This is a genomic window from Desulfomicrobium escambiense DSM 10707 (assembly GCF_000428825.1).
In the GTDB taxonomy this organism is placed as follows: Bacteria; Desulfobacterota; Desulfovibrionia; order Desulfovibrionales; family Desulfomicrobiaceae; genus Desulfomicrobium; species Desulfomicrobium escambiense.
Window position 1 is genome coordinate 92,099 of sequence record NZ_AUAR01000015.1, and the last position, 26,327, is coordinate 118,425.

20 protein-coding genes are annotated in these 26,327 nt (G+C 66.6%); 16 read left to right on the forward strand and 4 right to left on the reverse strand.

Annotated features, from left to right (window positions below):
- Positions 1–58 precede the first annotated feature (58 nt).
- The 3 genes from G394_RS0112715 to G394_RS0112725 all read left to right on the forward strand — a co-directional run bounded on the left by G394_RS0112715 (position 59) and on the right by G394_RS0112725 (position 5,063).
- The gene (locus G394_RS0112715; RefSeq protein ID WP_028577972.1) at positions 59–1,510 is read left to right on the forward strand and encodes a DUF438 domain-containing protein; all 1,452 of its coding nucleotides are present in this window, start codon (positions 59–61) and stop codon (positions 1,508–1,510) included.
- A gap of 274 nt (positions 1,511–1,784) precedes the next feature.
- Positions 1,785–4,613, forward strand: a complete 2,829-nt coding sequence (locus tag G394_RS20315; protein ID WP_051307175.1) for a cache domain-containing protein — start codon at positions 1,785–1,787, stop codon at positions 4,611–4,613.
- A 180-nt stretch (positions 4,614–4,793) separates the two neighbouring features.
- The gene (locus tag G394_RS0112725; RefSeq protein WP_028577973.1) at positions 4,794–5,063 is read left to right on the forward strand and encodes a hypothetical protein; all 270 of its coding nucleotides are present in this window, start codon (positions 4,794–4,796) and stop codon (positions 5,061–5,063) included.
- Here the strand turns inward: G394_RS0112725 and G394_RS0112730 are convergent.
- Positions 5,060–6,946 carry a molybdopterin-dependent oxidoreductase gene (locus tag G394_RS0112730; protein ID WP_028577974.1) on the reverse strand — a complete coding sequence of 629 codons (1,887 nt, stop codon included), beginning with the start codon at positions 6,944–6,946 and terminating at the stop codon, positions 5,060–5,062. The two genes, G394_RS0112725 and G394_RS0112730, sit on opposite strands and share 4 nt — an antisense overlap.
- 114 nt (positions 6,947–7,060) lie before the next feature.
- Between G394_RS0112730 and G394_RS0112735 the strand changes: the two genes are divergently transcribed.
- The 9 genes from G394_RS0112735 to G394_RS0112775 all read left to right on the forward strand — a co-directional run bounded on the left by G394_RS0112735 (position 7,061) and on the right by G394_RS0112775 (position 16,822).
- The gene (locus tag G394_RS0112735) at positions 7,061–7,522 is read left to right on the forward strand and encodes a LexA family protein (protein WP_028577975.1); all 462 of its coding nucleotides are present in this window, start codon (positions 7,061–7,063) and stop codon (positions 7,520–7,522) included.
- Positions 7,522–8,787: a Y-family DNA polymerase gene (locus tag G394_RS0112740; RefSeq protein ID WP_028577976.1), complete on the forward strand. Its 1,266-nt coding sequence runs from the start codon at positions 7,522–7,524 to the stop codon at positions 8,785–8,787. Before G394_RS0112735 ends, G394_RS0112740 begins: the two co-directional genes overlap by 1 nt.
- Before the next feature lie 179 nt (positions 8,788–8,966).
- Positions 8,967–9,863 carry a UV DNA damage repair endonuclease UvsE gene (gene uvsE / locus G394_RS0112745; RefSeq protein ID WP_028577977.1) on the forward strand — a complete coding sequence of 299 codons (897 nt, stop codon included), beginning with the start codon at positions 8,967–8,969 and terminating at the stop codon, positions 9,861–9,863.
- Positions 9,864–10,050: 187 nt separating this feature from the next.
- Complete coding sequence (locus G394_RS0112750; RefSeq protein ID WP_028577978.1) at positions 10,051–10,374, forward strand: PilZ domain-containing protein; 324 nt, start codon at positions 10,051–10,053, stop codon at positions 10,372–10,374.
- Positions 10,375–10,590: 216 nt separating this feature from the next.
- Positions 10,591–12,003 (forward strand): sigma-70 family RNA polymerase sigma factor, encoded by a 1,413-nt coding sequence (locus G394_RS0112755; RefSeq protein WP_028577979.1) that lies wholly within the window; start codon positions 10,591–10,593, stop codon positions 12,001–12,003.
- Positions 12,004–12,118: 115 nt separating this feature from the next.
- Positions 12,119–12,952, forward strand: a complete 834-nt coding sequence (locus tag G394_RS19140) for an HPP family protein (RefSeq protein WP_043775830.1) — start codon at positions 12,119–12,121, stop codon at positions 12,950–12,952.
- Positions 12,949–15,078, forward strand: coding sequence for a molybdopterin-containing oxidoreductase family protein (locus tag G394_RS0112765; protein ID WP_028577980.1), 2,130 nt, complete (start codon positions 12,949–12,951; stop codon positions 15,076–15,078). The genes G394_RS19140 and G394_RS0112765 overlap by 4 nt, the downstream gene beginning before the upstream one ends.
- A gap of 11 nt (positions 15,079–15,089) precedes the next feature.
- Positions 15,090–15,647: a 4Fe-4S dicluster domain-containing protein gene (locus G394_RS0112770; RefSeq protein WP_028577981.1), complete on the forward strand. Its 558-nt coding sequence runs from the start codon at positions 15,090–15,092 to the stop codon at positions 15,645–15,647.
- Positions 15,648–15,805: 158 nt separating this feature from the next.
- Complete coding sequence (locus G394_RS0112775) at positions 15,806–16,822, forward strand: Lcl C-terminal domain-containing protein (RefSeq protein ID WP_028577982.1); 1,017 nt, start codon at positions 15,806–15,808, stop codon at positions 16,820–16,822.
- Here G394_RS0112775 and fdhF read toward each other — a convergent pair.
- The 3 genes from fdhF to G394_RS0112790 are packed head-to-tail and all read right to left on the reverse strand — an operon-like array spanning position 16,809 to position 21,779.
- Positions 16,809–19,469, reverse strand: a complete 2,661-nt coding sequence (gene fdhF, locus G394_RS0112780; RefSeq protein WP_028577983.1) for a formate dehydrogenase subunit alpha — start codon at positions 19,467–19,469, stop codon at positions 16,809–16,811. The genes G394_RS0112775 and fdhF overlap by 14 nt on opposite strands.
- Positions 19,470–19,479: 10 nt before the next feature.
- The gene (gene nuoF, locus G394_RS0112785) at positions 19,480–21,312 is read right to left on the reverse strand and encodes an NADH-quinone oxidoreductase subunit NuoF (RefSeq protein ID WP_084435620.1); all 1,833 of its coding nucleotides are present in this window, start codon (positions 21,310–21,312) and stop codon (positions 19,480–19,482) included.
- Positions 21,309–21,779: an NADH-quinone oxidoreductase subunit NuoE family protein gene (locus tag G394_RS0112790; RefSeq protein ID WP_245578336.1), complete on the reverse strand. Its 471-nt coding sequence runs from the start codon at positions 21,777–21,779 to the stop codon at positions 21,309–21,311. Before G394_RS0112790 ends, nuoF begins: the two co-directional genes overlap by 4 nt.
- 190 nt (positions 21,780–21,969) lie before the next feature.
- Between G394_RS0112790 and G394_RS0112795 the strand changes: the two genes are divergently transcribed.
- From G394_RS0112795 to G394_RS0112810, 4 genes are all read left to right on the forward strand, one after another.
- The gene (locus tag G394_RS0112795) at positions 21,970–22,410 is read left to right on the forward strand and encodes a DUF1810 domain-containing protein (RefSeq protein WP_028577986.1); all 441 of its coding nucleotides are present in this window, start codon (positions 21,970–21,972) and stop codon (positions 22,408–22,410) included.
- Positions 22,411–22,594: 184 nt separating this feature from the next.
- Positions 22,595–23,647 carry an FUSC family protein gene (locus G394_RS0112800; protein ID WP_028577987.1) on the forward strand — a complete coding sequence of 351 codons (1,053 nt, stop codon included), beginning with the start codon at positions 22,595–22,597 and terminating at the stop codon, positions 23,645–23,647.
- A gap of 143 nt (positions 23,648–23,790) precedes the next feature.
- Positions 23,791–24,483: a YiaD family glycine zipper/OmpA-like lipoprotein gene (locus G394_RS0112805; protein WP_028577988.1), complete on the forward strand. Its 693-nt coding sequence runs from the start codon at positions 23,791–23,793 to the stop codon at positions 24,481–24,483.
- Between the two features lie 414 nt (positions 24,484–24,897).
- The gene (locus G394_RS0112810) at positions 24,898–26,100 is read left to right on the forward strand and encodes a hypothetical protein (protein WP_028577989.1); all 1,203 of its coding nucleotides are present in this window, start codon (positions 24,898–24,900) and stop codon (positions 26,098–26,100) included.
- The last annotated feature ends 227 nt before the right edge of the window (positions 26,101–26,327 follow it).

A 26,327-nucleotide genomic window follows, 5' to 3' on the forward strand; every position in this document is an offset into this window, starting at 1 on the left:
CGGCCATCCGCACGATTGCCCCCCCTTCATCGGACGGAACCTCAACCCCGGAGGCATCATGGAACTCTCGACGAAAACGAAAATCGGCGACCTGCTCGACGCCTACCCTTTCCTGCTCGAATACCTGGTCAAGCAGTCGCCGAAGTTCTCCAAGCTGGAAAACCCATTCCTGCGCAAGACCGTGGCCGCCGTCGCCTCGGTCTCCAAGGCCGCGGCCCTGGGCGGACTCGATCCGGACGATTTTCTCGCCGGCATCGCGGTGGAGATATTCAGGAAGTCCAACGACTCCGTCACCCTGGTCAACAGCGGCGGGCGGGCGGAGCACGCGCGGAGCGTGTCGCGCGAGGAGCGGATCGAGGCCTTCAAGGGCATCGTCATGCGCCTGCACGGGGGCGAATCCCTCGACAGCCTGCGGCAGGAATTTCACGCGCTGCTGAAGGACGTCTCCCCGGCCGAGGTCGGCGCCATGGAGCAGCGCCTCGTGGCCGAGGGCATCCCGGAGTCTGAGATCAAGAAAGTGTGCAACCTGCACGTCGAGCTCTTCACCGCCGACGCCGACAAGCCCGAGCTTCCGCTCCTGCCCGACGGGCACCCCATCCGCACCTTTCAGGCCGAGAACGCCCTGGCCGAGGAAAAGGCGGCGAATCTGTCCACGATCCTGGGCGGCGTCCGGGACGAGCTCGGGTATTCGGGGGCGCGAAATGCCCTGAAGAACGGGGTCGCGGACCTGGCCGCCATCGTCCGCCATTATGAGCGCAAGGAAAACCAGCTCTTCCCCATCATGGAGGCCCACGGTCTGACGGCCCCACCGCAGGTCATGTGGGAGATCCATGACGACATCCGGGCCATGTTCAAGAAGGCCCAGGCCTGCCTGGGGTCCGCGCAGCACGCACCGGCCGTGGAGGCCGTGTCCGAGCTGGTCCTGGCCGTGCGCGACATGGTCTTCAAGGAGGAGCGCATCCTCTTCCCCATGGTCTTCGAGGCCTTTTCCGAGGAGGACTGGCGCAAGGTCAGGCGGGGGGAGGCGGAGATCGGCTTCGCCTGGGTGGACCCGGGGAATGCCTGGCTGCCGGCCGAAGGGACGGCTGCCGTCGGAGGAGCCGCAGGCCTGATACCGCTCGACTGCGGACGCATGGAGCCCGAGGTGATCAATTCCCTGCTCAAGCATCTGCCCGTGGACATGACGTTCGTCGGCCCCGACGACCGCGTGCAGTACTTCTCGCAGACAGACGAGCGGATCTTCCCCCGCAGCGAGGGCATCATCGGCCGCGAAGTGTCCAAATGCCATCCCCCAAAGAGCGTGCATATGGTCGAGGAGATTTTGGCCCGATTCAAGAGCGGGGAGCGCGACACGGCCGAATTCTGGATCGAACTGGGCGGACGCTTCATCCACATCCGCTATTTCGCGGTCAGACGCGATGGCCGGTATCTGGGCTGCCTCGAAGTCAGCCAGGACGTCACCGCCATCCGCGCCCTGGAGGGACAACGGCGTCTCCTGGACTGGACGTGACGACTGCACCGCGGGAAGCCCGGACAATCTTTCGAACCAGTGCTCGTGACGCGACAAGACCTTTGCCTGCGCGCCAATCCGTAATTCCACTCTGACCATTGCCGGGCGGCGTTTTTTTCGTGGGACGCTGCCCGTTCCGGCACACGTCCGATCATCCGGGACGCAAGGCACGCGACGTCGTGCGCCCTTGCGCTTTGTCTTCCGACTCGCGTAAGAAATATCCAGGGCGACGACGCCCACGAGAATCCACCCCCGTCCACACCAGCGAGGCCCAATGTCCCGGAAGCGAAAGGCCAGCATCCCCAGCGCGTTTTTGCGCTTCACATCGATCATCTCGACCGCGAGCCTGCTGCTCCTGGGCGCCTTGTGGGTCTGCGACGACATCTACCATTTCGAGAAGGACAGCGCCGAATACCGGCAGGAATTCCTGGAGACGCGCAAACGCGAAGTCCGACACGAGGTCGACGCCTTCCTGGCCGAAATCGCGGAACGGCGCGGCAACCTGGAAGAGTCCCTGCGGCGGAACATCCGGAACCGGGTCGATGAGGCCTGGTCCGTGGCCGACAACCTCTACCGGCACAATTCGGAGCGCATGGGGCGGGAGGAACTGGCCGGGATGATCCGCGAGGCCCTGCGCCCCATCCGCTACAACGACGGGAGGGGCTATTTCTTCGCCACGGGCCTCGACGGGGTGGAGCAGCTCTTCGCCGACCGGCCGGAGTTCGAGGACCGGAACCTCATGGACATGATGGACCCGTCGGGAAAACCCGTCATCCGGGACATGATCCGCATCGCCCGGGAACGGGGCGCAGGTTATTACGAATATTTCTGGACCAAACCCGGCAGCCCCGGGCGCGACCACCGCAAGCTCGCCTACATCCGCCACTTTCCCGCGCTCGAATGGCTCATCGGCACCGGGGAATACCTCGAAGACGTCGAGAACGACCTCAAGGCCGAAATACTGTGCTTGCTGGAACGGGAACATTTCGGAGAAGGCGGGTACCTCTTCGCCGGCACCCTGGACGGCATCGGGCTGGCCGGTCCGGCCAAGGGCAGGAACATGCTCGCCATGACCGACGCCAACGAGCTGAAGGTCGTCCAGGAACTCGTCGCCGCGGCCAAGGGAGGCGGCGGCTTTGTCGAATACGTCATGCCGCCCGTCGAGGGCATCACCCCGCACCGCAAACTGAGCTACGTGGCGCCGGTCAAGGATTGGGGCTGGTTTGTCGGCGCTGGCGTCAACCTTGACGTCGTCGAGGCGGACATCGCGCGCAAACGGCACGTCATCATGACCAACAGCATCAAGCACACCGCCATGCTGCTCGGTCTGCTCGGCCTCATCTTCCTCATCCAACACATCGCGGCCCGACGCGCTACGGCCAGGCTCCGGGAAGGTCTGGCCGCCTTCATGGACTTTTTCAGCCAGGCCGGCAGGTCCGAAGCGACCCTCGCCCCCGGCTCGCAGCCCTACATCGAACTGGAAAAGCTGGCCGCCACGGCCAACTCCATGATCGACGGACGCCTGCGCGCCGAAAAGGCCCTGCACGACAGCGAGGCCCGGTATCGGCGTCTGGTGGACAACGCCCTGGACGCCATCTTCCTGGCCGACCGGTCCGGCCGCATCATCGACGCCAACAACGAGGCCTGCCAGAGTCTCGGATACACGTTTACGGAACTCACGGCCCTGAACGTCTGGGATGTGGACATCCATGCCTCGGCCGAAGGTTTCGGGCAACTCCTCGACATGCTGAACGAAAAGGGAGCCGCGATGCTCCAGAGCGCCCACCGCAAGAAGGACGGCACCGTGTTTCCGGTGGAGATTCAGACCACCGTCTTCCAGGAGAACGGCGACCTGCTCGTCCTCGGCGTGGCCCGCGACATCTCCGCGCGGATCGAGGTCGAAGAGAAGCTCCGGCAGTCCGAAAAGACGTTCATCCAGCTCTTCCAGTCCTCGCCGGAAGCCATCTTCCTCGTGCAGACGGAGAGCGAGCGCATCAGGGAGGTCAACGAGGCCTGCGTGCGCCTCTTCGGCCATGCCCGTGAGGACCTGCTGGGTAAAACCGCCATGGAAGCGGGCCTGTACGCCCGCCAGAGCGATCGTGACACGATTCTCGGCCAGTTGCGCCGGGGCGGGGAGATCAAGGACTACGAACTGCAGATGCGGCACAGGGACGGGCGCATCCTGGACTGCGTGCTCTCGATCCAAGTCCTGAACATCGGGGGCGAACGCCATCATCTGGCGTCCTACCACGACATCACGGAACAGAAGAAAATCCAGGAAATGCTGATCCAGTCCGAGAAAATGATTTCCGTCGGCGGCATCGCAACGGGCATCGCCCACGAGATCAACAACCCGTTGGGCATCATCCTGCAGGCGGCCGAGAACCTGGCGCTCAGGACGCGGCCCGATTTCCCCAAAAACCTGGAAGCCGCCGAGGCCGTCGGTCTCGATCTCGGGCTCATGGACCGCTACATGAAAGTCCGCAAGCTCGACGTCTTCATCCAGGACATCCGCGAGGCGGGCATCCGGGCGGCCTTCATCGTGCGCAACATGCTCGACTTCAGCCGGCGCGGCGAATCCAGACGCAGCATGTGCCGCATGCGCGACATCGCGGAAAAGGCCCTGAACTTGGCCCGCAGCGACTACGACCTGAAGAAGCACTACGATTTCCGCAACATCCGCATCGAAATCAAGGAGGATTCCGATATCCCGGCCGTTTTCTGCAGCGAGACGGAGATGGAGCAGGTTTTCCTCAACCTCTTCCGCAACGCGGCCCAGGCCATCGCCTCCGCCGACATCCCCGCGGGCGAACCGCGCATCGAGGTCCGCATCTCCGTCCCGGCCGAAGGCTGGGTCCGGGTGGAGGTCGAGGACAACGGCCCGGGCATCCCGCCAGAAGCGCGCAGGCGCATCTTCGAGCCCTTCTTCACCACCAAGAAACCGGGGGAGGGAACAGGCCTGGGCCTGGCCGTGAGCTACTTCATCGTGACCAGCGGACACCGCGGAAGAATCCACGCCGCGCAGGGCTCCGCGGGCGGGGCCTGCTTCACCGTGGAATTGCCGGTCCAGCCCGGGAGCACCACGCAGAACGTGGAGCGCTAACGCGCGGGAACACCGCCTTCCGGCTGGCGCTCGAAGATGCGCATGGGCAGGCCTGCCGCGTAAAATGCGGCAGGCCGATCCGCTCCCGACATTTTTCTTTGCAGAACAAAAAAACCGCGTTAGCGTCCGGTCAGCCCCGCGAGGGCCTTCTCCAAAGAACACTCAGACAGAGCACCGAACATGCGTCCCAAGCTCAGAACGGGTTACCCCGTGACCATCCACGGCCAGACCTTCACCAAGGTCGGCATCGTCTGCGACGTTTCGACCTACGACCTCGACGGCGCCTTGCAGGTCGTCTATGTGGACGCGGCCTTCAAGGCCCGGCGCACGGTCGTGGTCTGGCGGGACGGCCGCTTCGAGTGGGCCGACCCGTCCACCCCCGGCATCGACGCCGAAAACGACCCCGCCCTCGAAACCTACGTGACCACGGTCAAGAACGGCCGCTACTAGGCCCCCTCCAGGCGGCAGTGCTGCTCGTAGAAGGCGCTGCCCCCGCCCATGTCCGTCTCCACCGCCCGGATGATGCGGTTCACCCCGCCCCCGAACCTGCCCCACGGCCCGCGCCTGTAGACGACGCAGTCCGGGTGAACGGCCGCGTCCGCAGTCAAATCCACATCCAGGAACCCGAGTTCCGTGACGATGCGTCCCGGACCGGGCCCCAGCCCCAGGACGCGTAGCGTGTCCGGGTGCACGGCGACCGCGGGCCGCACGGCGTGATCCTCGGGCAGGATCTGGGAATGGACGAAGCGGCGGTTGATGAGGGTCAAAAGCTGCAGCGGGTACCCGGCCGGCGGGTCCAGGGGCAGGTCTAGGCGGGCGGGCAGACGATACAGGCCGTCGGCGTGGCCGAAGCGCAGGCCCTCGAAGGCCACGGCCGGATGGGTCGAGCGGGCGTAACCCGCGGCGCGCAACTCCTCCAGGGTCGTGTCCAGGGTGCGCGAACACAGGGCCCGGCGCAGGGCCTCCTCGGGCTTCGGCAGCTCCAGACCGAGCCGGCGCCCGAGGTCCGAGAGAATGTCGTAGTCCGTGCGCACGCCTGCCGGGGGCTCGACAGCCTTGCCGCTCCACTGCACGTACTCGTGCATGAAGGAGCCCACGGCGTCGTCCTGTTCGAGCATCAGCGCCACGGGCAGGACCAGGTCCGCGACCTCGGCCGTGTCGGTCATGAAGGCGTCGCAGACCACGACGAAATCGAGGCCGTCCAGGGCACGGGCCACCGCGCCGGCCTCGGGGAACTGGTTGGCCGGGTTGATGCATTCCACCCAGGCCATGCGCACGGGCGGGTCGGCGCGGCCGATCTCGCGGGCCAGGTCGGGCATGAGCAGCGTGCGGCCGTAGCTCGTGGACGCCTTCCAGGGCACGTCGAAGTTGGCCATGGAACTCAGGTTGTAGTAGGCGCCCCCGCCGCTGCGGCCCACCTGCCCAGAGAGCATGGCCAGGGCGTTGACGAAGCGCACGTTCTGCCCGCCGAAGCGGTAGCGCTGCATGCCCCAGCCCAGAAGAGAGGCCACGGGCGAGGGGCCGGCGTACAGCCCGGCCAGGAAGTCCGCGTCCTCGCGAGACGCCCCGCACCACCGAAGCGGTTCATCCCCGCAGCCGTCCAGGAGCGCCCGGAAGGCGGGCAGGTCGCGGCAGGCCGCCGCCACCTCCGGCGCCACGCCCTTGCGGCGCAGCACCTCCCGCAGCACGGCCGAGGCCAGGAAACGGTCCGTGCCGGGGCGGATGCGCACGAAGCGGTCGGTGAACCCCTCGGCCGTGTCCGCGCCCGGCGCGATGGTCACCACGGGCACGCCGCCCTTGCGCAGCTGCCGGACCATGGCCGCCGTGTGCACGGAGCCCCGCTTCAGGTCGCGGCCCCAGTTGACCAGGGCCGACGTGCACAGGATGTCCGTGATGTCGTTGTGGCGCAGGGCCCCGAAGTCCTCGACGCAGGCCGATATCCCGGCCTCGTCGCACAGGGAGCCGTGCAGGCCCGAGGCGCCGAGGCTGCGAAAGAAAAGGGTCGAGAGGAACTTGACCACGCCCCGGTTGCCCGAGCCACGCACGTGCAGGATGGAGCGGGGCTCGTCGCGGTACAGGTTCATTTTCTCGGCGCACAGCCCCAGGGCCTCGTCCCAACCGATGTCCCGCCACGCGCCGTCAACCTTGAGGCGAGGGGAGCGCAGGCGGTGCGGGCTTGCGAGCCTGCGGCGGTGCACGTCGAGCTTGGGGCAGACGAAGCCGCGGGTGAAGGGGTGGTCGGGGTTGCCGCGCAGGCGCAGGCCGCCGGGGCCGTTTTCGGCCACGATGGAGCAGGCGTCGGGGCAATCAAGGGTGCAGGCGGTGATAGTCATGTATTCTCCACAAGGGCCCAGTACCAATGGGCATTTATGCGTGTTCGTCCGATTGTCAGGAGTCGTTCTAATCCCGGCGTTGACGGAAGCCAAGGCCGGCGGCAAGGTCGGACCATGTCGAACATTCTGAACCTGAACCAGACCAGCCGCGACCGGGTCGAGATCCTGGGCCGGGCCGTGAACGAATCCGGGGGGGCCACGCCCCTGTACCTGGAGCGCATCTCCGCCGGCTTCCCCTCCCCGGCCGACGACTACATCGAAACGGCTCTGGACCTGAACACCTACCTGGTCCGTAACCCGGCCGCCACATTCATGGTCAGGGTCAGCGGCGACTCCATGTCCGGCGCGGGCATACACGACGGCGACATCCTCGTCGTGGACCGCTCCGAGGAGCCCGTTCCGGGCAAGATCGTGGTCGCGGTCCTCGACGGCGAACTGACGGTCAAACGCCTGGTCCGCAAGGACGGCCAAATTTTCCTCGCCCCGGAGAACCCCCGCTACCGGCCCATCGCCGTGGCCGCCGAACAGGACCTGCACGTCTGGGGCGTTGTCTCGGGAGTGGTGCGGAGGCTCTGATGCGCGATTTCTACCTCATGGTGGACTGCAACAACTTCTACGCATCCTGCGAACGGGTCTTCGACCCGTCCCTGGAAGGCAGACCAGTGGTCGTGCTGTCCAACAACGACGGCTGCGTCATCGCCCGCTCGAACGAGGCCAAGGCCTTGGGAATAGCCATGGGCGAACCGGCCTACAAACGCGAGGACTTCTACGCCCGTAGCGGCGTGCGCGTCCTCTCCTCCAACTACGCCCTCTACGGCGACATGTCGGCCCGCGTCATGCGCACTTTGGGCCAGTTTTGCGCCGAGGCCGAGATCTACTCCATCGACGAATGCTTCCTCATGCTGCGGGGCCTGGACAGCGCGAGCCTGCTCGACACGGCCCGCGAAATCCGCGCCACGGTGAAAAAATGGACGGGCATCCCCGTAGGCGTGGGCATCGCCCGGACCAAGACCCTGGCCAAGGTCGCCAACCGCCTGGCCAAGAAGGGCGACGGCGCGCGGTTGCTGGAGGACGAGGACGACATCGACCGGGTCCTGCACTCCACGGAACCCGGCGACGTGTGGGGCATCGGCCGCAGGAGCGCGCGCTTCCTGGCCGCCTGCGGGGTGCGCACCGCCCTGGACCTCAAGCGCCGCCCCGACGACTGGGTCCGCCGCCATCTGACCGTGACGGGCCTGCGCACGGTCCTCGAACTGCGCCAGATCCCGTGCATCGCCCTGGAGGACGCCCCGCCGCCGGCCCGCTCCCTGGTCTGCTCCCGCTCCTTCGGCACGCGCGTCGAGAGCCTGGAGAGCCTGGAGGAGGCCGTCTCGGCCTATGTGCAGCGGGCCGCGGAGAAGCTGCGCCGCAAGGGCCTCGTGGCCGGGACAGTGCAGGTCTTCCTGGAAACCAACCGCTTCCAGCCGGGCCCGCAGTACTGCGCCAGCCGCGGCCGCGCCCTGCCCGCTCCCACGGCCGACACATTGGTCCTGCACGGGCCGGCCCTGCAGATTCTGCGCGAGATCCACAAGCCCGGCTACAAGTACCAGAAGGCGGGCGTGATCCTGTTGGACCTCGCCCCGGCCGGCCAGCGCCAGCTGTCCTTCCTGGAGCCGAGCGGCGAGGAGAAGACGCGGCGCGACGCCCTCATGCGGGTCATGGACCGCGTCAACACCATGCACGGCCAGGGCACCCTGACCCTGGCCGCCTCGGGCCTGGGCAGGAAGGAATGGCACATGCGCCAGGAGCGCCGCTCCCCCCGCTACACCACGTCCTGGGCCGAACTGCCCGTCGTTTGCTGAAACCGCCACACATCACTTCTGGACTGCGTTGCTCACCGATTTTGAAGGGCTCATGGAGACGGCTACACTTCGCCCTCCAAAATCGGCTCTCGCCTTGCCAGAATTGATTTGTGAACGGTTTCGAAGTGATGAGTCGTTATGAATCTTCCAAACTTCAACCTGCTTCCTCAAGGACGAGTATGCGCTTCGGACTGTGCTGCCTCTTCGTGGCCGAACCCGTGACCTTCCGCACCACCACGGCCAAGGCCCTCTCGGCCCTGAGCCGCCGCGACGCCCTGGCCAAGGCTTCGGGCGTCTGCCTGCACAACGCCCAAAACCTCCTGCTGGCGGTGCAGGCGGCGCACCGGCTGGGCATCGGGGCCTTCCGCATCATGTCGCCCCTCTTCCCGCGCATGACCCACCCCGAGGTCGGCTACAATCTGGAGGACCTGCCCGATGCCGAGGCCATCGCCCGCAACATGGCCGATGTCAGGGACTTTGCTCGGGTCCGCGACATCCGCCTGAGCTTCCACCCGGACCAATTCGTGGTCCTGTCCTCGCCCCACGCCCATGTCGTCGAAAGCTCCGTGCGGGAACTGGAGTACCAGGCCTTCCTGGCGGACCTGACCGGGGCCGACGTCATCAACATCCACGCCGGCGGGGCCTACGGCGACAAGGCGGCCGCCCTGAAACGCCTGGCCGCCGTGGTGCGGGACCTGCCCGAAGGCGTGTCCTCCCGCCTGACCCTGGAGAACGACGACGTGACCTACTCCGTGCGCGACCTGCTGCCCGTGTGCGGGGAACTTGGCCTGCCGCTGGTCTATGACGTCCATCACCACCGCTGCAACCCGGACGGCCTGGGCGAGGCAGAGGCCACGGACCTGGCCGGGGCCACCTGGAGGGGCCGGGAGCAGTACTGCCACATCTCCTCGCCGCGCGAAGGCTGGCAGGGCAACCCCAAGCCCCACGCCGACTACATCGACCCCGCGGACTTCCCGGCCTGCTGGCAAGGCCGCGCCATGACCGTGGACGTGGAGGCCAAGGCCAAGGAGTTGGCCGTGGTCCGCCTCATGCGCGATCTCGCCCCGACCGCCTGAGCGAGGCAAACGCGGAGCGCAAAGGCGCGCCGCGAACATTCTCCCGCCGGCAGCCGTCGGCAGCTTCCGAACATGCGGCACAAACGCGACATGGCAAAATATTTGTCATACGAATCTGGACAAGATTCCGCGCCTGACTTATATGTAAGACAGCCGTTTTTTTCGCCGAAACGGAAGGAGACACGCCATGACCGAAAAACGAAGCGCCCCCCGCAAGGCCAGCCTGGAACCGTGCAGCATCGAACTATACGCCGACGGCAAGGGGCCCCTGCCGTCGCGGGTCATCAATTACAGCCCGGGCGGTCTGATGATCGAACTTGACCACCCCCTGACCAAAGGCGAACCCGTCAAGATCCGTTTCCGTCCCGGCATGGAAAACGCCCAGCGCCTCGGCGAAACCCACTGCGTCGGCATGGTCCGCTGGTGCGCGCCGCAGGAGGGCCTGTACTCCGGCCGGTACGGCGTGGGCGTGCAGATGCCTCAGAGCGTGAGGACAATCAAGGCGGCGTAATACCTGCCAAGATCATCTTTCCCGAAATTGCCGGCCCAGGCGGATTCGTCCGCTTGGGCCTTTTTTTGCCCGCCGTCCCGGCAGGTCGCACACCTCGCGCGACCAAGGCCGCTCAACCGCCAGGGCATTCCGCCTCGCGATCACGCCATCTTTGCATCCCGGACAAAACGTACTAGGGTCGCAGCGTCCTTCCCCACACTCCCGGAGCCGCGGCCCATGAAAACCTATCAGGAACTGGCTCGTTCGGCCGGAGGCGGCAGCAAAACCGCCTTTTGCGAGCTCGTGCGCCGTTTCTCCGACATGGCCAAAGCCGTGGCCCTGCGCCGGCTGCGCGATCCGGCCCTGGCCGAGGACGCGCTGCAGGATGCCTTCCTGACCGCCTGGCTGCATCTGACCGGCCTGCGCAACCCCGACGCCTTCCCGGCCTGGCTGCGCGGCATCGTGACCAACAGCTGCCGCCGCATGCTCCGCGCCCACCCGCCGGACATTCTGACCTCCGACCTGGACAACATCGAGGACTTGCCCTCCGACGACCTGGACCCATGGGAACACTACGCCCGCTTCCAAACCCGCGACATGATCCGTTCCCTTCTCGCCTCCCTGCCGGGAGTCTATCGGGAAGCAGCCGTGCAACGCTACCTGCTGGGACGCTCCTACGAAGACATCTCCTCGGCCCTGGGCGTGCCCGTGGGCACAATCAAGCGCCGTCTGCACGATACCCGCGAAAGGATGATACGCGCCATTGCCGGCCATGACGCGCAGGCCATCCGCGTCGGCTGCCTTCCCATCTCCGACCACCTCCTGCCCATGATCGCCCAGCAGCGCCACGACCAGACCGCCTTTCATGTCAGCCTGCGCAGGTTCACGTCCTGGTCGGAGCTGGCCAAGGCCATGGTCAACGAAGCCCTGGACGCGGCCATGATGATGGCTCCCCTGACCATGGTCCTGCACAACCGGGGCGTTCCCCTGAAATGGGCCCTCGACGGACACCACGAGGGCAGCGCCATCACCATGCAGAAATCGATGATCAGGGACGGGGGCAGCCACGGCTTCCCGGGCCGCGATCTTGCCGGGGCAACAATGGGGCTGCCCCACCCTCTGTCCACGCATGGCATGCTGCTACGATCCGTCCTGGGCCTGGGGCCAGGGGGCAGGCCCTTCCGTCCCGTCTATCTCAGCCCCTCCTGCATGGCCCTCCCCCTGGCCCGCAGAAACCTGGACGGTTTCTTCTGCTCCGAACCCTGGGGGCTCATGGCCGAAAACGCCGGGACGGGCACCGTCCTCATCCGCTCCCATGACCTGGCGCCGGACCATGTCTGCTGCATTCTCGCCGTCCGCAGCGATTTCGCGCGCGGCAAGCCGGAACTGCTAGACGGCTATCTGAAGCTGCTGACGGCCGCCGCTGGCTACGTCCATGCGCACCCAACAGAGAGCGCGGCCATCCAGGCCCGTTTCACCGGCGTGAACAGGGACGCGGCCGCCCTGGTCCTAGAGCGCGGCTTCGTGACATTCCGCGATCTCTCCCCGGACAGCGCCAGGGCCCGGCAGGTCATGGGCATGGCCCTGCAGAGCGGCATCCTCGACCGCCCCTGCGACCTGGACGCCCTGCTCCTCCCCCGGGCCAACTGATCCCCCGCAAGAACTACGTCCGAACCTTTTGTCCGCTTTCAGGCACTCTCTTCTAACGGACATGCGCATGGCATGCCCGCGCCAACCGGCTACGACGCAACAACGGGGAGACTCCATGATCGAAATACGGCTGGTCCGGCCAAACCGGCGGGAATTCAGACGGGACGTGTATCGTCCGGGGGTCATCTCCCTGTCGCGCATCCTGTGGGGCTCCATGGGGGGCGGGATATTCCTGGCCCTCATCGCCCTGGCCAGCTCGGCCACGGGCGTCGGCGTGCTCTATCCTCCCCTGGCCGCCACCTGCTTCATCGGCGCCACATGCACCTACCTGCGCGTGGCGCGGCCCAAGTCTGTCATCGTCGGGCACTTCATCGCCACGGTGGGCGGTCTGCTCGGCGTGGCCGCCGGCAACCTGCTTCTGGAGGGCGCCGCCCTGAACGTGCCCGTGAAGCTGGGCCTCGCCGTGCTCATCTCGGCGGCGCTGATGCAGATCCTCGACGCCGACCATCCCCCGGCCGCGGCCACGGCGGCCATCCCGGCCCTCCTGCCCCTGCCCGCCCCCGCCTTGGTCCTGCCCCTGCACATGGCCTGGGGCGCCGTCCTGGCCGTACTCTTCGGCGTGATCTGGAACCGCTTCTGGTTCGAATGCCCGCCCCCCGAAGAGGGCTGCGGACGCACCTGGTTCAACCTGGGCATGGACAGGGCCGACATCGCCGGCACGGGCACATGCGCCCTGGCCACGCTGCTCATGTGCGCAAAGCCGTGGAGTCAGGTCACGTACGAGGCGGGCCTGTGGGTCATGCTCGCGGGGCTGGCCGTCATGTCCCTGCACCATTTCTTCGGAGCGCGGGTGCTCGTCTCGCGGACGGACGAGACGTGCCCCCTCGCCGCACCGCCACGAACGGGCGGACCCGGCCCGGATTCAGGGTCAAAGGAGGTAACGCGATGAACAGTCGATGGATTCCCACCATGTGCTACCAGTGCAAGGCCGAATGCGCCATCCTGGCCAGGGTGGAGGACGGCGTGCTGAAGGAGGTCCGCGGCAATCCCAGGGCCCGCGGCAAGGCCTGCGTCAAGGGCATGGCCGGGGTCTCCCTGGAGTACAGTCCCGACCGCCTGACCCACCCCCTGAAACGGGTCGGCCATCGCGGCGAGGGAAAGTTCGAGCCCTGCTCCTGGGACGAGGCCTTGCACGCCATCACCGCCAAGCTCAGGGAACTGCGCGACCGCGGCGAAGCCCACAAGCTCACGGCCAGCTTCTTCCCCCACTCCATCACCGATCCCAAGTGGCGCTTCCTGAACGCCTACGGCGGCTTCATCAACACCGCCCTGCCCCACTGCGACTCGGCCAAGATCGTGGCATGCATCAAGGCCATGGGCGGAGTGCCCAACCACCACATCCCGCCGAACTTCGCCTCCGTGCCCAAGGGCGGGGTCATCATCCTGGCCGGGCGGCACGCCATGGGCTGTCTGGACGACGCGGCCGTGCCGCGGGACATCCTGGACGCCAAGGCGCGCGGCGCCATCCTCGTGGTCATCGACCCCGTCTTCACGGCCGACGCGGCCAAGGCGGACTGGTGGATCCCGGTCAGGCCGTCGGGAGACACGGCCCTGTTCACCGGCATGACCCACCACATCGTCATGAACGGCCTCCACAACAAGGCCTTCGTGGAGAACTGGATACGGGAAGGCGACTTCGAGAAGCTCAAGGACTATCTCGCCGACAAGACGCCCGAAGCCATGAGCGCCATCTGCGACGTCCCGACCCGGGACATCGTCAAGCTGGCCGAGATGTGCGCCTCGGCCCCGTCCGTGGGCGTGGACAGCTTCAAGGGCATCATGCTCGGCCAGGCCCTGGACTTCGGCCACGCCTGGACCAACTTCCTGGCCGTGACCGGCAACATCGACAACCCCGGCGGACAGCCCCTGCCCGACCTGACGCCGCTCTCCCCCGTCCTGCCCGCGCCGGCCGGCCCGAGCCTGGCCGAAAAGGGCTGGCACCGCACCGGGCCCGACAAGGGCAAGTTCGGCAAGTACTCCTTCATCATGGAGCCGACCTGGTACGAGGCCCAGGCCATCAAGAACGGCGACCTCAAGGTGCTCGTCACGGCGGAATGCAACCCGGCCCTGACGGAAATGGGGCAGGAGGAATGGCGCAAGGCCGTGACCATGACGGACGAAAAGGGTCAGTATCAGCTCGAAATGCTGGTCAGCTACGAGATCATGCTCTCCGAAACCTCAAGATACGCCGACTACGTGCTTCCGGACAAAAGCTACTTCGAACGATGGGAGCTCCTGTACATGCCGTGGTGGTACAACTTCGGCCACGGCGTGGCCCTGCGCCAGCCCGTGGTCGAGGCGCCGGGAGAATGCCGCCACTCCAACGAGGTCTTCATCGAACTGGGCAAGCGGCTCTGCCCGGAGTACTTCGCCTTCAAGGACGACCTCGAATACTATGACATCCAGTTGGCAGGCCTGGGCCTGTCGGTCGGGAAGCTGCAGGACATGGGCGGCTTGTGGTCGCCCGGCACGACGGGTTTCCGCAAGTACGAACACGGCGGCTTCGGTACGCCGAGCAAGAAGATGCACCTCTACTGGGAGGATTTGGAGGATGCGGACCAAGCCCTGCCGCGCGTCTTCCTGGCGCCCGAATACGACGCCGACGCCGACGCGTTCCCCTTCTTCCTCATCTCCTACCGCACCATCTTCCATCAGGGTTCGGGCCAGTGGACCCACAACAACCCGCAGCTGCGCGACCCGGTCGGCGGCTTTCTGGACAACCCGGTGCTCATCAACGCCGCCACGGCCAGGAGGCTCGGCATCGAGGACGGGGCCGTGGTCACCCTGCGCTCCCGCACGGGCAGCCTCAAGGCGCGCGCCAAATGCACCGAGCGCATCCGGCCCGACTGCCTGGGCCTGCACCACGGCTTCGGCTCCACCGTGGGACGGGTCGCCGTGCTGGGCGGAGGGGTCAGCGACAACGCCCTGATTCCGGACTCGGGCATGACCCTCGACTGGCAGGACCTCGTCGGCGGGGAGTCGCACGTCTCGACCCGCGTCACCGTGGAAGGATAAGGAGGCACGCCATGAAACAACTCAGTCTCGCCATAGACCTGGACCGCTGCATCGGCTGCAAGACCTGCGTGGCGGCCTGCCGCAACGCCAAGGGCCTGGTCGACCATGCATCGGCCCTGCCCGGAGCGATCCCCTATTACCTGCGCGTGGAGAGCGACCGTCAGGGCGTTTACCCGGACATCTCCATCCGTTCCTGGGTCATGCCCTGCCAGCACTGCAAGAACGCCGCGTGCATCAAGGCGTGCAAGGCCGAAGCCATCGTCAAGGACGAACAGACCGGCATCGTGCGCATCCTGGCCGAGAAATGCACGGGCAGCCGGGCATGCATCGAGGCCTGTCCCTACGGGGTCATCCAATTCGACGCGGCCCGGAACAAGGCCCACAAGTGCGACCTGTGCTGGGACCGGGTGCACACCGGACAGAAACCCGTCTGCGCCGAGGTCTGCCTGACCGACGCCATCCGCTTCGGGGAAAAGGAACTCCTGAAGATGGAACTCGAAGCCGAGGGCAAGGAAATCGTGAAGAAGATGAGCGCCCAGTCCATGCTCTACTTCCGCACGCCCGGATAGAAACCGAGAAGCGCAACGGCGGGCCGGAAGCGTTCGCCTCCGGCCCGCCGCTGCTTCGTGAGAAATCGCCGCCCCGCATTGACCATGCCCCGCCCTCGCCGCTAGGCTGCAGTCCCGGCCGGACCGTCCCGGCACCGACGTCAACCTGCGCGAGCACCATGAACATTTCTACCATCCGACACATCCTCTCCACCGGCCAGCAGCTGTGCTTCGACGCCGCAGGCAACCCCGTGGACTGCAAGGGCAGCGGCCAGGACGGCGAGTTCCGGAGCGGACAGCCCTGGCCCGATCCGCGTTTTGAGCTACAGGACCGCGACCTGGCCCTGGACCGGCTGACGGGCCTGGTCTGGCCGCGCATCGCCGCCCTGGGGGATTTTCCCATGTCCTGGCCCGAAGCCCTGGCGGCGGTAGCTGACATGAACCGAGACCAGGCCTTCGGCCACGCCGACTGGCGCCTGCCCAACCGCCGCGAGCTTCTGAGCGTGGTCAGCCACGACCACCACCGCCCGGCCCTGCCCGCGGGGCATCCCTTCACGGTGCAGCAGACATGGTACTGGACCGCTACGACGGCCGTCATCGCCCCCGACTGCGCCTGGCGCGTGCACCTGGAGGGCGGGCGCATGTTCTACGGCGACAAGACGCGCGACGCCATGGTCTGGCCCGTGCGCGGCGAAAGCGGGCTGCTGGCGCAAACCGGGCAGATCCGCTGCCGTGACGTGGCGGGGAACGTCGTGGACTGCGCGGGGACGGGGCAGGACGGGGAGCTGCGCTGCGGGGCGCCGTGGCCCGACCCGCGCTTCGCCGTGGAGGGGGAAGGAGTGCACGACCGCCTGACGGGTCTGCTCTGGACCCGGTCGGCGGACCTGCGTGGAATGTGCACCTGGGAGGAGGCTCTGCGGGCGGCGCGGGAGCATCGCGCGGGAGGGCTGGCCTGGCGGCTGCCGAACATCAGGGAGCTGGAGTCCCTGGTGGACGCCGAGCGCCACGACCCTGCCCTGCCGGGCGGGCACCCTTTCGAGAACCCGCAGGAGGCCTACTGGTCATCGACCAGCAGCGCCTACTCGCACGACTGGGCCTACTGCTTGTACCTGCACAAGGGGGCCGTGGGCGTGGGCTTCAAGGCAGGGGCCGAGTTCTCGGCCTGGCTCGTGGCCGTGGAATCTACTCCGGGGTGACGCGCACCGCGCAGGCCTTGAATTCCGGGATGCGCGCCAGGGGATCCAGGGCCGGGTTGGTCAGGACATTGGCCGCAGCCTCGGCGAAGTGGAACGGGATGAAGACGTGCCCTTCGGCCACGCGCTCCGTGACCTGGGCCCTGACCGAAATCTCCCCGCGCCGCGAGGCCACCTGCACCCGCTGACCGTGGATGACGCCCAGACGCGCGGCGTCGGCGGGGTTCATCTCCACGAAGCATTCGGGCACGATGCGGTTCAGACCCTCGCTTTTGCGGGTCATGGTTCCGGTGTGGTAGTGCTCCAGCACCCGGCCTGTGCCGAGGGTCAAGGGATAGGCCGCGTCGGGCGTCTCGGCCGGCGGCTGCGGGTGCACGGGCACGAAGCGCCCCTTGCCGCGCGGGAAACTCTCGCGGTGCAGGATGGGCGTGCCCGGATGGGTCTTGTCCGGACAGGGCCAGACCAGCCCTTGCCCCTCAATGCGGCGGTAGTCGATGCCGCCGTAGATGGGCGCGGCCTGGGCGATTTCGGCCATGACGGCCTCGGGCGAGTCCGGCCCGGGACCCAGGCCCAGGCGTTCGGACAGCATGTTCAGGATGCGCCAGTCGGGCAGGGCCTGCCCCGGGCAGGGCACGGCGGCGCGCACGCGCTGCACGCGGCGGTCGGTGTTGGTGAAGGTGCCGTCCTTTTCGAGCGCGGACGCCGCAGGCAGCACCACGTCGGCAAGGCCCGCCGTCTCGGTCAGGAAGATGTCCTGCACCGCCAGGAAATCAAGACCTTCAAGCCGCTTCCGCACATGCGCGACATCCGCATCCGACACGGCGGGGTTCTCGCCCATGATGAACATGGCCCGGACCTGCGGGGAGGCGAACATCTCCGTGGCCGTCAGGCCGGGGGTTCTGGACAGGGAGGTCATCCACAGGCTTTCCATCCGGCCCAGGGCCGCTTCGTCGTCCACCCGTCCGTATCCGGGCAGGAAGCCCGGCAACCCGCCCATGTCGCAGGAACCCTGCACGTTATTCTGCCCCCTGAGCGGGTTGATCCCCGCTCCGGGCCGCCCCACTTGCCCGCAAAGCAGGGCCAGGTCGGCCAGGGCCAGGACCGTGTCCGTGCCGCAGGCATGCTGGGTGATGCCCATGCAGTACAGGATGGTCGCCGCCCCGGCGCGGGCGTATAGGCGGGCCGCCCGCTCCAGGTCGGCGGACGGAATTCCGGTCGCGGACTGCACGTATTCGGGGGTATAGGGCTCCAAGGCAGCGCGCAGCTCTTCGAACCCTTCGGTGCGGCTGTGGATGAAAGCCCGGTTCTCCAGGCCCTCGCGCAGGATGACGTGCATGAGGCCGTTGATCCAGGCGATGTCGGTGCCCGGCGCCGGGCGCAGCCAGAGATGGGCGTGCCGGGTCAGGGCGACGGCGCGCGGATCGACGACCACGAGTGTCGCCCCGGCGCGCACGGCACGCTTGACGCGTGCCGCGAAGACCGGATGCGTCTCGGTGGTATTGGAGCCGGTGACCAGAATCACCTCGGCGTTGCCCACATCGGCCATGATATTGGTCGGCGAGGCGCTGCCGAAGGCCTGCACCAGGGCTTCGAGGGAAGAGGCGTGGCACAGCCGCGCACAGTGGTCCACGTTGTTGGTACCCATGCGCCGCGCCAGCTTCTGAAACAGGTAGTTTTCCTCGTTGGTGCAGCGGGCCGAGGCCAGAAAACCCAAGGCGTCGGGCCCGTGGGCGTCGCGGGAGGCCAGAAGGCGGGCGGCGACCAGCTCGATGGCCTCGTCCCACCCGGCAGGGACCAGCGCTCCATCGCGTCGGACGAGCGGTGTGGTCAGGCGCTCGGGGTGGGCGGTGAAATCCAGGGCGAAACGCCCCTTGACGCACAGGCTCCCTTCATTGTGGCCGTCCTCGGCCCCCAGCACATGCCGGATGCGGCCGTCCTGAACATACACGTCCATCTGGCAGCCCACCCCGCAATACGGACACGTGGTGCGCACCGGGCGGGTCTCGCACAGGCGCGGTTTGCGGCGGGCGTCCACCATGCTCAGCGCTCCCGTGGGGCAGACCTGCAAACACTCGCCGCAGAACACGCAGTCGGACTCGGCCAGGGCCGTGTCGCACCCGGCCACGATCTTGGCGGCCGCGCCGCGGTAGCCGTAATCGATGGCCTCGTTGACCTGGATCTCGTTGCAGGCCTGCACGCATCGCCCGCAGAGGATGCACTTGGAAAAGTCGCGCACGATGAACGGGTTGCCCGTCTCGGGCCGGTAGCGGGGCCTCGGCCGTTCGAAGGAGCCCGTGCCCACGCCGTAGCGGTAGGCCAAGCTCTGCAGGGCGCAGTCCCCGGCCGCCGGGCAGAGCAGGCAGTCGTGGTTGCCGGAGTCGAGCATGAGCCGCAGGATGGTCCGGCGGGCCCGCAGCACACGGTCCGAGTCGGTGTGCACGATCATGCCCTCGGCAGCCGGGGCCGCGCAGGACGCCACTAGGGTGCGGGCGCCCCAGACCTCCACCACGCAGATGCGGCAGGCGCCCGTTGGCGCGCAGTTCGGCAGGTGGCACAGGGTCGGGATGAAGATGCCGTGGGCCTTGGCCACTTCAAGAATCGTCTGGCCGGACGTGAAGACGCACGGCGTGTCGTTGATGGTCAGTTCCATGGCGTCCCCGTCAGTCGATACAGTCGAAAGGGCAGGCCTGAAAGCAGGCCAGGCATTGCACGCATTTTTCGCGGTCGATGCGGGCAGTCTGTTTTTTGGCCCAGATCACCGCCCCGGCCGGGCAGGCCTTGAAGCACAGCCCGCACTTGCGGCAGCGCGACTCGTCCACCTCGAACTTGAGCAGGGCCACGCAGCGCTTGGCCGGGCAGCGCTTTTCGGCGATATGCGCCTCGAATTCGTCCCGGAAATGGCGCAGGGCCGAGAGGATCGGGTTGGAGGCCGTCTGGCCCAGGCCACACAGGGACGCGTCGGTGATGACCGCGGCCAGGTCCTCCAGGGCGCGCAGGTCGCAGGGCTCGCCCTTGCCTTCGCAGATGCGGGTCAGGATCTCGAGCTGCCGCCTGGTCCCCTCGCGGCAGGGCGTGCACTTGCCGCAGGACTCGTCCTGGATGAAATCCATGAAGAAGCGGGCCATGTCGACCATGCAGGTGCGGTCGTTCATGACGATGACCCCGCCCGAGCCCATGATGGCCCCGGCCTTGGTGATGGCCTCGTAGTCCACGGGCGTGTCCAGCAGGTGCGCCGGGATGCTTCCGCCCGACGGGCCGCCGAGCTGCACGGCCTTGCACTTCCTCTTGCCGGGCACCCCGCCGCCGATGTCGTTGACCAGCACGGACAGGGGCGTGCCCATGTCCACCTCGACCAGCCCGATGTTGTTCACGTCGCCGGACAGAGCGAAGACCTTGGTTCCCGTGCTGCCCTCGGTGCCCACGCCGGCGTGGCAGGCCGCGCCCAGGCGGATGATGGCGCCGACGCCGGCCAACGTCTCTACGTTGTTCAGGACCGTCGGCTTGCCCCACAACCCCTGCTGCGCCGGGAACGGCGGCCGGGGGACGGGCATGCCGCGGCGGCCCTCGATGGAGCGCATGAGGGCCGTTTCCTCGCCGCAGACGAAGGCCCCGGCTCCCTGGTAGATCTCGAGGTCGAAGGAAAAGCCGCTGCCCAGGATGTTCTCGCCCAGCAGGCCCAACTCCCGGGCCTGGGCGATGGCGACCGTCAGGCGATGGATGGCCAGGGGGTATTCCGAACGGCAGTAGATGTAACCATGGCGCGAACCGATGGCCACGGCCGCGATGAGCATGCCTTCGAGCACGGCGTGGGGGTCGGACTCGAGGATGGAACGGTCCATGAACGCGCCCGGGTCGCCCTCGTCGGCGTTGCAGAGCACGTACTTGACGTCGCCGGGCGAAGCGGCCGCGAACTTCCATTTGAGGCCCGTGGGGAACCCGGCCCCGCCGCGCCCGCGCAGGCCCGAGGCCCGCACCTCCTCGACGACGCCCTCCGGGGTCATGTCGAACAGGGCCTTGGCCAGGCCCTGGTAGGCTTCGTGAGCGATGGCGTGGCCGATGTTCTCGGGGTCGATGCGACCCTTGTTGCGCAGGATCCACGGCCGCTGCAGGGCGAAGAAGGGGATGGAGTCCATGCCCGCCACGGCGTTGCCTTCGGGGTCGCGGTACAGCAGCCTCTCCACGGGCCGCCCCCCGGCCGAGGCGATGACCTCGGCGGCGTCCTGCGCGCGCACCTTGCAGTACAGAACGCCGCCGGGCTGCATGATGACCACCGGCCCCAGGGCGCAGAAACCGTTGCAGCCCGTCTCGATGACCTGCACGGCGCCTCCCTGCCGCGCGGACTCTTCGCGCAGGGCCGCGATGAGCGGGATGGAGCCTGTGGCGTGGCAGCCGGTGCCGCTGCAACAGAAGACGCGCGGGGCAAAGGTTTCGAGGGCGGCCCGCTCAAAGTCGCGCATGGCCGTCAGTGCGGCTCGGTCGAGACGGGCGCTCATTCGTACCCCTCCAATATCTTGCAGGCCGAATCGGGCGTGACCCCGCCATGGACGTCGCGGTCCACGACCATGACCGGGGCCAGGCCGCAGGCGCCCAGGCAGCGCACGGGCTCCAGGCTGAAGCGCCCGCTCCCGCAGGTACCGCCGGCCTTCACGCCGAAGCGCCGCTCCACCCGGTCCAGGACCTCGCGCACCCCGCGCACGTAGCAGGCCGTGCCCGTGCAGACGCGGACCTGATGCCGTCCCTTGGGTTCAAGAGAAAAAAGCGAATAGAACGACACGACGCCGTACACCTTGGCGACGGGAAGGTTCATGCCGCGTGCGATGCGCTCGATGAGTTCCGGCGGGAAATGCCCCGCGATGTCCTGGCACAGCCGCAGGACCGTGATGAGGGAGCCGGGCGTGCCGCGGTGTTCGGCCACGACGGCGTCGGCCAGGGCGAGTTGTTCGGGGGTGAGTGCGTTCAATGGGGCCACGCTGGTTGAAGGTTTGTGCGGTGTTGGGCTTGGGAAAGTCATAGTGCAGGGGGCGGTGATGCGCAAATCGGTTTTGGGGGCATGGGCGGCGGGGTGGACGGTATGGACCGGATGGACGTAATGGACGGTATGGACTGTGACGAATACGGGCCACGGGCCAAACCGTGGACAGGAGAACAGCATGCATGCCGACGATCCCTTTGACCTGAGCCGCTTCGTGCAGGCCCAGGAAGGCGTTTACGCCTCCGCCCTGGCCGAACTTTGCGCCGGGCGCAAGACTTCTCACTGGATGTGGTTCGTTTTCCCGCAGATCGACGGCCTAGGCCGCAGCCAGACGGCCCGGTTCTTCGCCGTGAAGAGCCTGGCCGAGGCCCGGGCGTACCTGGCGCACCCGGTCCTGGGAAAACGTCTGCGCGAATGCACTTCCGCCGTGCTGGCCGTCGCCGACCGCACGGCATCCGAAATTTTCGGTTACCCGGATGAGATCAAGTTCCGTTCCTCCATGACCCTGTTCGAACGGGCGGATTCGGACTGCGCCCTCTTTTCCGACGCCCTGAACAGGTTTTTCGGAGGCGGACGGGACCCGATGACGCTGGAAATACTGGCAGGCATCGGTTCCTGAGCATCGGGCGAATGCCTGGAGGGCCCCTGAAACGCCGTTGCCGTCGGAGACAAGTTTGCATAGGGATGCCCTCTGCGTTTCAAAGCCCCCGACAACGCCACCGTTCTCGCCCGGCCACACAGTCGCCAAACCGCCAACGGCGCGACCACATCAGGTCCGCCGCCACGCCAAGGACACGCACGCTATGGCATTCATCGACCCCGACTCGCACCAGGCCATGATCCGCCACGGCCTGAAAACCGGCATCGCCGCGGTGCTGGCCTACGGCGCGGCCCGGCTCTTGGACCTGGAATTCGGCTACTGGGCCGCGCTGTCCGCGGTCATCGTCATGCAGGTCTACGTCGCGGATTCCGTCCAGATGTGCCTCTACCGCTTCTCCGGCACCGCCGTCGGCGCGCTCATCGGCATGGCAGCCATATCGGTCTTTCCGGCAACACAGGCCATGACCGTGCTGGCCCTCTTCCTGTCAGTGACCTTCTGCGCCTACATGACCCGCTACAACGCCCGGTACCGCATGGCGGCCATCACCGTGTGCATCGTCATTTTGGCCAGCCTGAACCAGGAGGACAGGCTCGTCTTCGGCCTGCTGCGGGTTGCGGAGATCGGCATCGGCGTGGCCGCGGCCTTCGCGGTCAGCATCACCCTGTGGCCCGTGCGGGCCGGCAGCGCCCTCAAGGCCCGCCTCATGGAACGCTTCACCGAGTGCGCCCGCAGCTACGAAACCATCATGGAGTCGTTCCTGGCCCTGCAGACGGGCCTCGACCCGCATCTGCTCGCCGGACTTCAGGCAGACATCCTGAAGGACCGCGCCCTGTTCCAGAAAGTCCTGCATCATGAGCGCAGGATGTACCGCGAGGATACCGACCTGCTGGACCTCAAAATCCGCACCCTCGAACGTTGCGTGGTCCATCTGGAGTCGATGCTCCGCGCGCTCAACAGTGAACAGGACAAGGGCTACGAAATTCTCATGGCGCCCGAACTGCGGCAGCTGTCCACAGTTGCCGTGAACGGGATGCGCGCCATCGCCTCCGGAAGCGTCCCGGACCAGGCGCACCTTTCGCACGCCCTGGATAATGCGGAAACCCGCCTGCTGGAACTTCGGAACGAGGGGGCCACCAAACGCTTCCACCTGCAGAAACTCGTTCAGTTCTTTGCCTTCTACCACGGCGCCCAATCCATGGGGCACGACATTCTTCTCTACTGCCGCAATGCGAAGTTCGACATTGCGCCCTCCTGATGGTAGGAGTTATGCATAAAAATATGCATGCCCCGCACGGGACCACGCCGGATGCCGATTGTCGACCGGCCATTGACTGTCCTGCTGGGCAATTTTATGTAACATCCCGGCAACGTAAACATCTGCCACAAGGAAGGCGAATCATGAAAAAAATACTTCTGACTGTACTTATCGCCGTGTTCGCGGTGAGCGGCTGCGCGACCATGGACCAGCAAACCAAGACCACCAAGGGTGCAGCCTACGGCGCGGGCGGCGGCGCCGTCGCCGGTGCGATATTGGGCGGGATCATCGGCCGTGACGTCAAGGGCGCGGCCATCGGCGCGGCGGCCGGCGCGGCCATCGGCGGTCTGGCTGGGGCCGGCGTGGGCCACATGATGGACAAGCAGGAGGCGGAGATGCGCGATGCCCTGGCCACGTCCGAGGAAGTGGCCGTCCGGCGCGAGGGTGATCTCATCGCCCTGACCCTGAAGGGCGACGTATCCTTCGACGTGAACTCCGACGTGGTCCTTCCGGGCTTGTACACCGAACTGGATCGCATCGCGCAGATCCTGGTCAAATACCCCGACACGACCATCGTCATCGAAGGGCACACGGACAGCACGGGCTCCGACACCTACAACCAGGGGCTGTCCGAACGGCGCGCCCTGAGCGTCCAGAGGCTGCTGGTGCAGCGCGGCGTGAGCGAATACCGCATCTCGACCATCGGCTATGGCGAAACTCGCCCCGTGGCCACCAACAACACACCCGAAGGCCGCCAGATGAACCGCCGCGTGGAGATCCGCGTCAACCCCAACGCCCAGACCCAGCCCCAGGGTCAGCCGGCTCCGGTGCAGTAATCCCGCCGGTCCTGGCCCGCACTCGCATACGGTACATCGGGCCCGCGTCGCAAAGACGCGGGCCCGATCTTTTTCGGACAGCCGCCACGTACATGCGAAGCCTGCAGTCTCTCGGTGCGGCGTGCGCAATGGTGAGCCCGACGTTCCCGCCTCGCACGTTACCGTGCAGGATTTGCGCAGCGGACGGCTGGAAAAATTTTCGCGAGATGTTCCCGCTTCCTGCAAGCCCCTCCTCGTCAAGTCCCATGGCGGCCGCACGCCGTGCGCCGCAGGGCTGCATCGGCCGGTTTTCCTCGGGTATCAGGCCCGGTTCGCTTTTTGCTTCATACGGGGAAATGGGTCCCGCCTGGAGACGGGACCTGCGGGAGTCCTGCGATACCGTTTCGCAGGGTCACTCCTTAACCCGCACACATCATGAAAAAAACACTGGCAACATTCGTCATTCTGTCCGCCCTCGCGCTTCAAGGGTGCGTGGTCGGAGTCAGTTCGGTCCAGCCTCCGCGTGTAGGCTTCTACGGGCACCCGTCCCTCGTCGTCATCCCCGGGACCTACGTCTACGCCATGACCGACATCGATGACGACATCTACTTTCACGTCGGCTGGTGGTGGCGGCTGTGGGACGGACGTTGGTATCGCTCCCACTACTATGACCGGGGCTGGAGCGACTACAGGGGGGTACCGGCATTCTACCGGGAGGTCGACCCCCGCTGGCGGGACTTCTACAGGCACCGCCGCTGGAACGGACACCCCTGGGAATGCGAACGCATCCCGGCCCCACGGGTCCAGAGCGACTGGGACAGATGGGAGAACACCCGCTACTGGGAGAAGGAGAGAAACTGGGGCGTAAAGGGCTTCCGTCCCGAGCCTTATCGACATGCCGGACTGTCGGGACAGGAGCGGGACGACTCGCGGTTCAGGGACGCGGACAGGAATCGCCAGATTCGGCCCCAATTGTCGCCGGACCGCAGGCGGGAATTCTCACGCGAAAAAGAGGCCTCGCGGCCCGGCCTGCCGTTCTTCGGAAACCGCCGGACGGACGACCGGGAAACTCAAAACCTTGAACGGGATCGAACCCATGATCGCCGGACCAGCCGACCGCAGCAGGTCTTCGAACGCCAGCGGCAGGAGGCCGGGGCAGCCGAAGCCCGAAGAGACGAGCGTTACGACGATCGCAGCGGCACGCGGGGCAGCCAGACGATTCTCGAACACCAACAGCGGGACGCCGAAAAAATCGAGGCACCGCAGAACCGGCAGCTCCGCGAGCGGCAGGACTATCGCCGCACCACTCCGTTCTTCAAACAGGGACAGCGGGAATCCGGAGCGACGGACCAGCCGCGGCACGAACAATTCCGCGAGCACCAGGCTGAAGAAACGGCGACGCCCCTCTTTCAAGGACGGCAACGGGAAGCCAGGCCTGAGAGGCGCCAACAGGACGACTCCGACCGCCGACAGTTCCGGCCGGCATCACGGCAGCCGGAAATCGGCCAGGAACGCCCGCAACGTCAGGAGCGCAGCCGAGACGGCCGCAAACGCCCCACGCAGGAACTCACCGGCCAAGGGCCTGAAGAATCCGGAGCACCTGCCAGCGGAGTAACCGAAATCATGCAGCCTCAATAAGCATCCCTCGGCGTATCGGGCGTAAGGGGAGAAGGCTCACCAAAGAACAAGGGCTTGGATTATACATCCAAGCCCTTGATTTTTTTGAGTGGCGGAGAGGGTGGGAGAGCCGAGACACGGGCTTAACCTACTGACAGGAGTTTCGACAGTTTCTGGTCAAATGAGCCGGCTATTCCCAATAATACAGCATATTAGCTCTTGATTTTCTGTAAGACCCCACGCTCGAC

Bases quoted from the DNA above. Each gene is read 5' to 3' on its own strand.
- G394_RS0112715 (WP_028577972.1), top strand. From the start codon at position 59: ATGGAACTCTCGACGAAAACGAAAATCGGCGACCTGCTCGACGCCTAC.
- G394_RS0112795 (WP_028577986.1), top strand. From the start codon at position 21,970: ATGCATGCCGACGATCCCTTTGACCTGAGCCGCTTCGTGCAGGCCCAG.
- nuoF (WP_084435620.1), bottom strand. From the start codon at position 21,312: ATGAGCGCCCGTCTCGACCGAGCCGCACTGACGGCCATGCGCGACTTT.
- G394_RS0112735 (WP_028577975.1), top strand. From the start codon at position 7,061: ATGTCGAACATTCTGAACCTGAACCAGACCAGCCGCGACCGGGTCGAG.
- fdhF (WP_028577983.1), bottom strand. From the start codon at position 19,469: ATGGAACTGACCATCAACGACACGCCGTGCGTCTTCACGTCCGGCCAG.
- G394_RS0112765 (WP_028577980.1), top strand. From the start codon at position 12,949: ATGAACAGTCGATGGATTCCCACCATGTGCTACCAGTGCAAGGCCGAA.
- G394_RS0112775 (WP_028577982.1), top strand. From the start codon at position 15,806: ATGAACATTTCTACCATCCGACACATCCTCTCCACCGGCCAGCAGCTG.
- G394_RS0112805 (WP_028577988.1), top strand. From the start codon at position 23,791: ATGAAAAAAATACTTCTGACTGTACTTATCGCCGTGTTCGCGGTGAGC.
- G394_RS0112755 (WP_028577979.1), top strand. From the start codon at position 10,591: ATGAAAACCTATCAGGAACTGGCTCGTTCGGCCGGAGGCGGCAGCAAA.
- G394_RS0112770 (WP_028577981.1), top strand. From the start codon at position 15,090: ATGAAACAACTCAGTCTCGCCATAGACCTGGACCGCTGCATCGGCTGC.
- G394_RS0112810 (WP_028577989.1), top strand. From the start codon at position 24,898: ATGAAAAAAACACTGGCAACATTCGTCATTCTGTCCGCCCTCGCGCTT.
- G394_RS0112740 (WP_028577976.1), top strand. From the start codon at position 7,522: ATGCGCGATTTCTACCTCATGGTGGACTGCAACAACTTCTACGCATCC.
- G394_RS20315 (WP_051307175.1), top strand. From the start codon at position 1,785: ATGTCCCGGAAGCGAAAGGCCAGCATCCCCAGCGCGTTTTTGCGCTTC.
- G394_RS0112730 (WP_028577974.1), bottom strand. From the start codon at position 6,946: ATGACTATCACCGCCTGCACCCTTGATTGCCCCGACGCCTGCTCCATC.
- uvsE (WP_028577977.1), top strand. From the start codon at position 8,967: ATGCGCTTCGGACTGTGCTGCCTCTTCGTGGCCGAACCCGTGACCTTC.
- G394_RS0112750 (WP_028577978.1), top strand. From the start codon at position 10,051: ATGACCGAAAAACGAAGCGCCCCCCGCAAGGCCAGCCTGGAACCGTGC.
- G394_RS19140 (WP_043775830.1), top strand. From the start codon at position 12,119: ATGATCGAAATACGGCTGGTCCGGCCAAACCGGCGGGAATTCAGACGG.
- G394_RS0112800 (WP_028577987.1), top strand. From the start codon at position 22,595: ATGGCATTCATCGACCCCGACTCGCACCAGGCCATGATCCGCCACGGC.
- G394_RS0112725 (WP_028577973.1), top strand. From the start codon at position 4,794: ATGCGTCCCAAGCTCAGAACGGGTTACCCCGTGACCATCCACGGCCAG.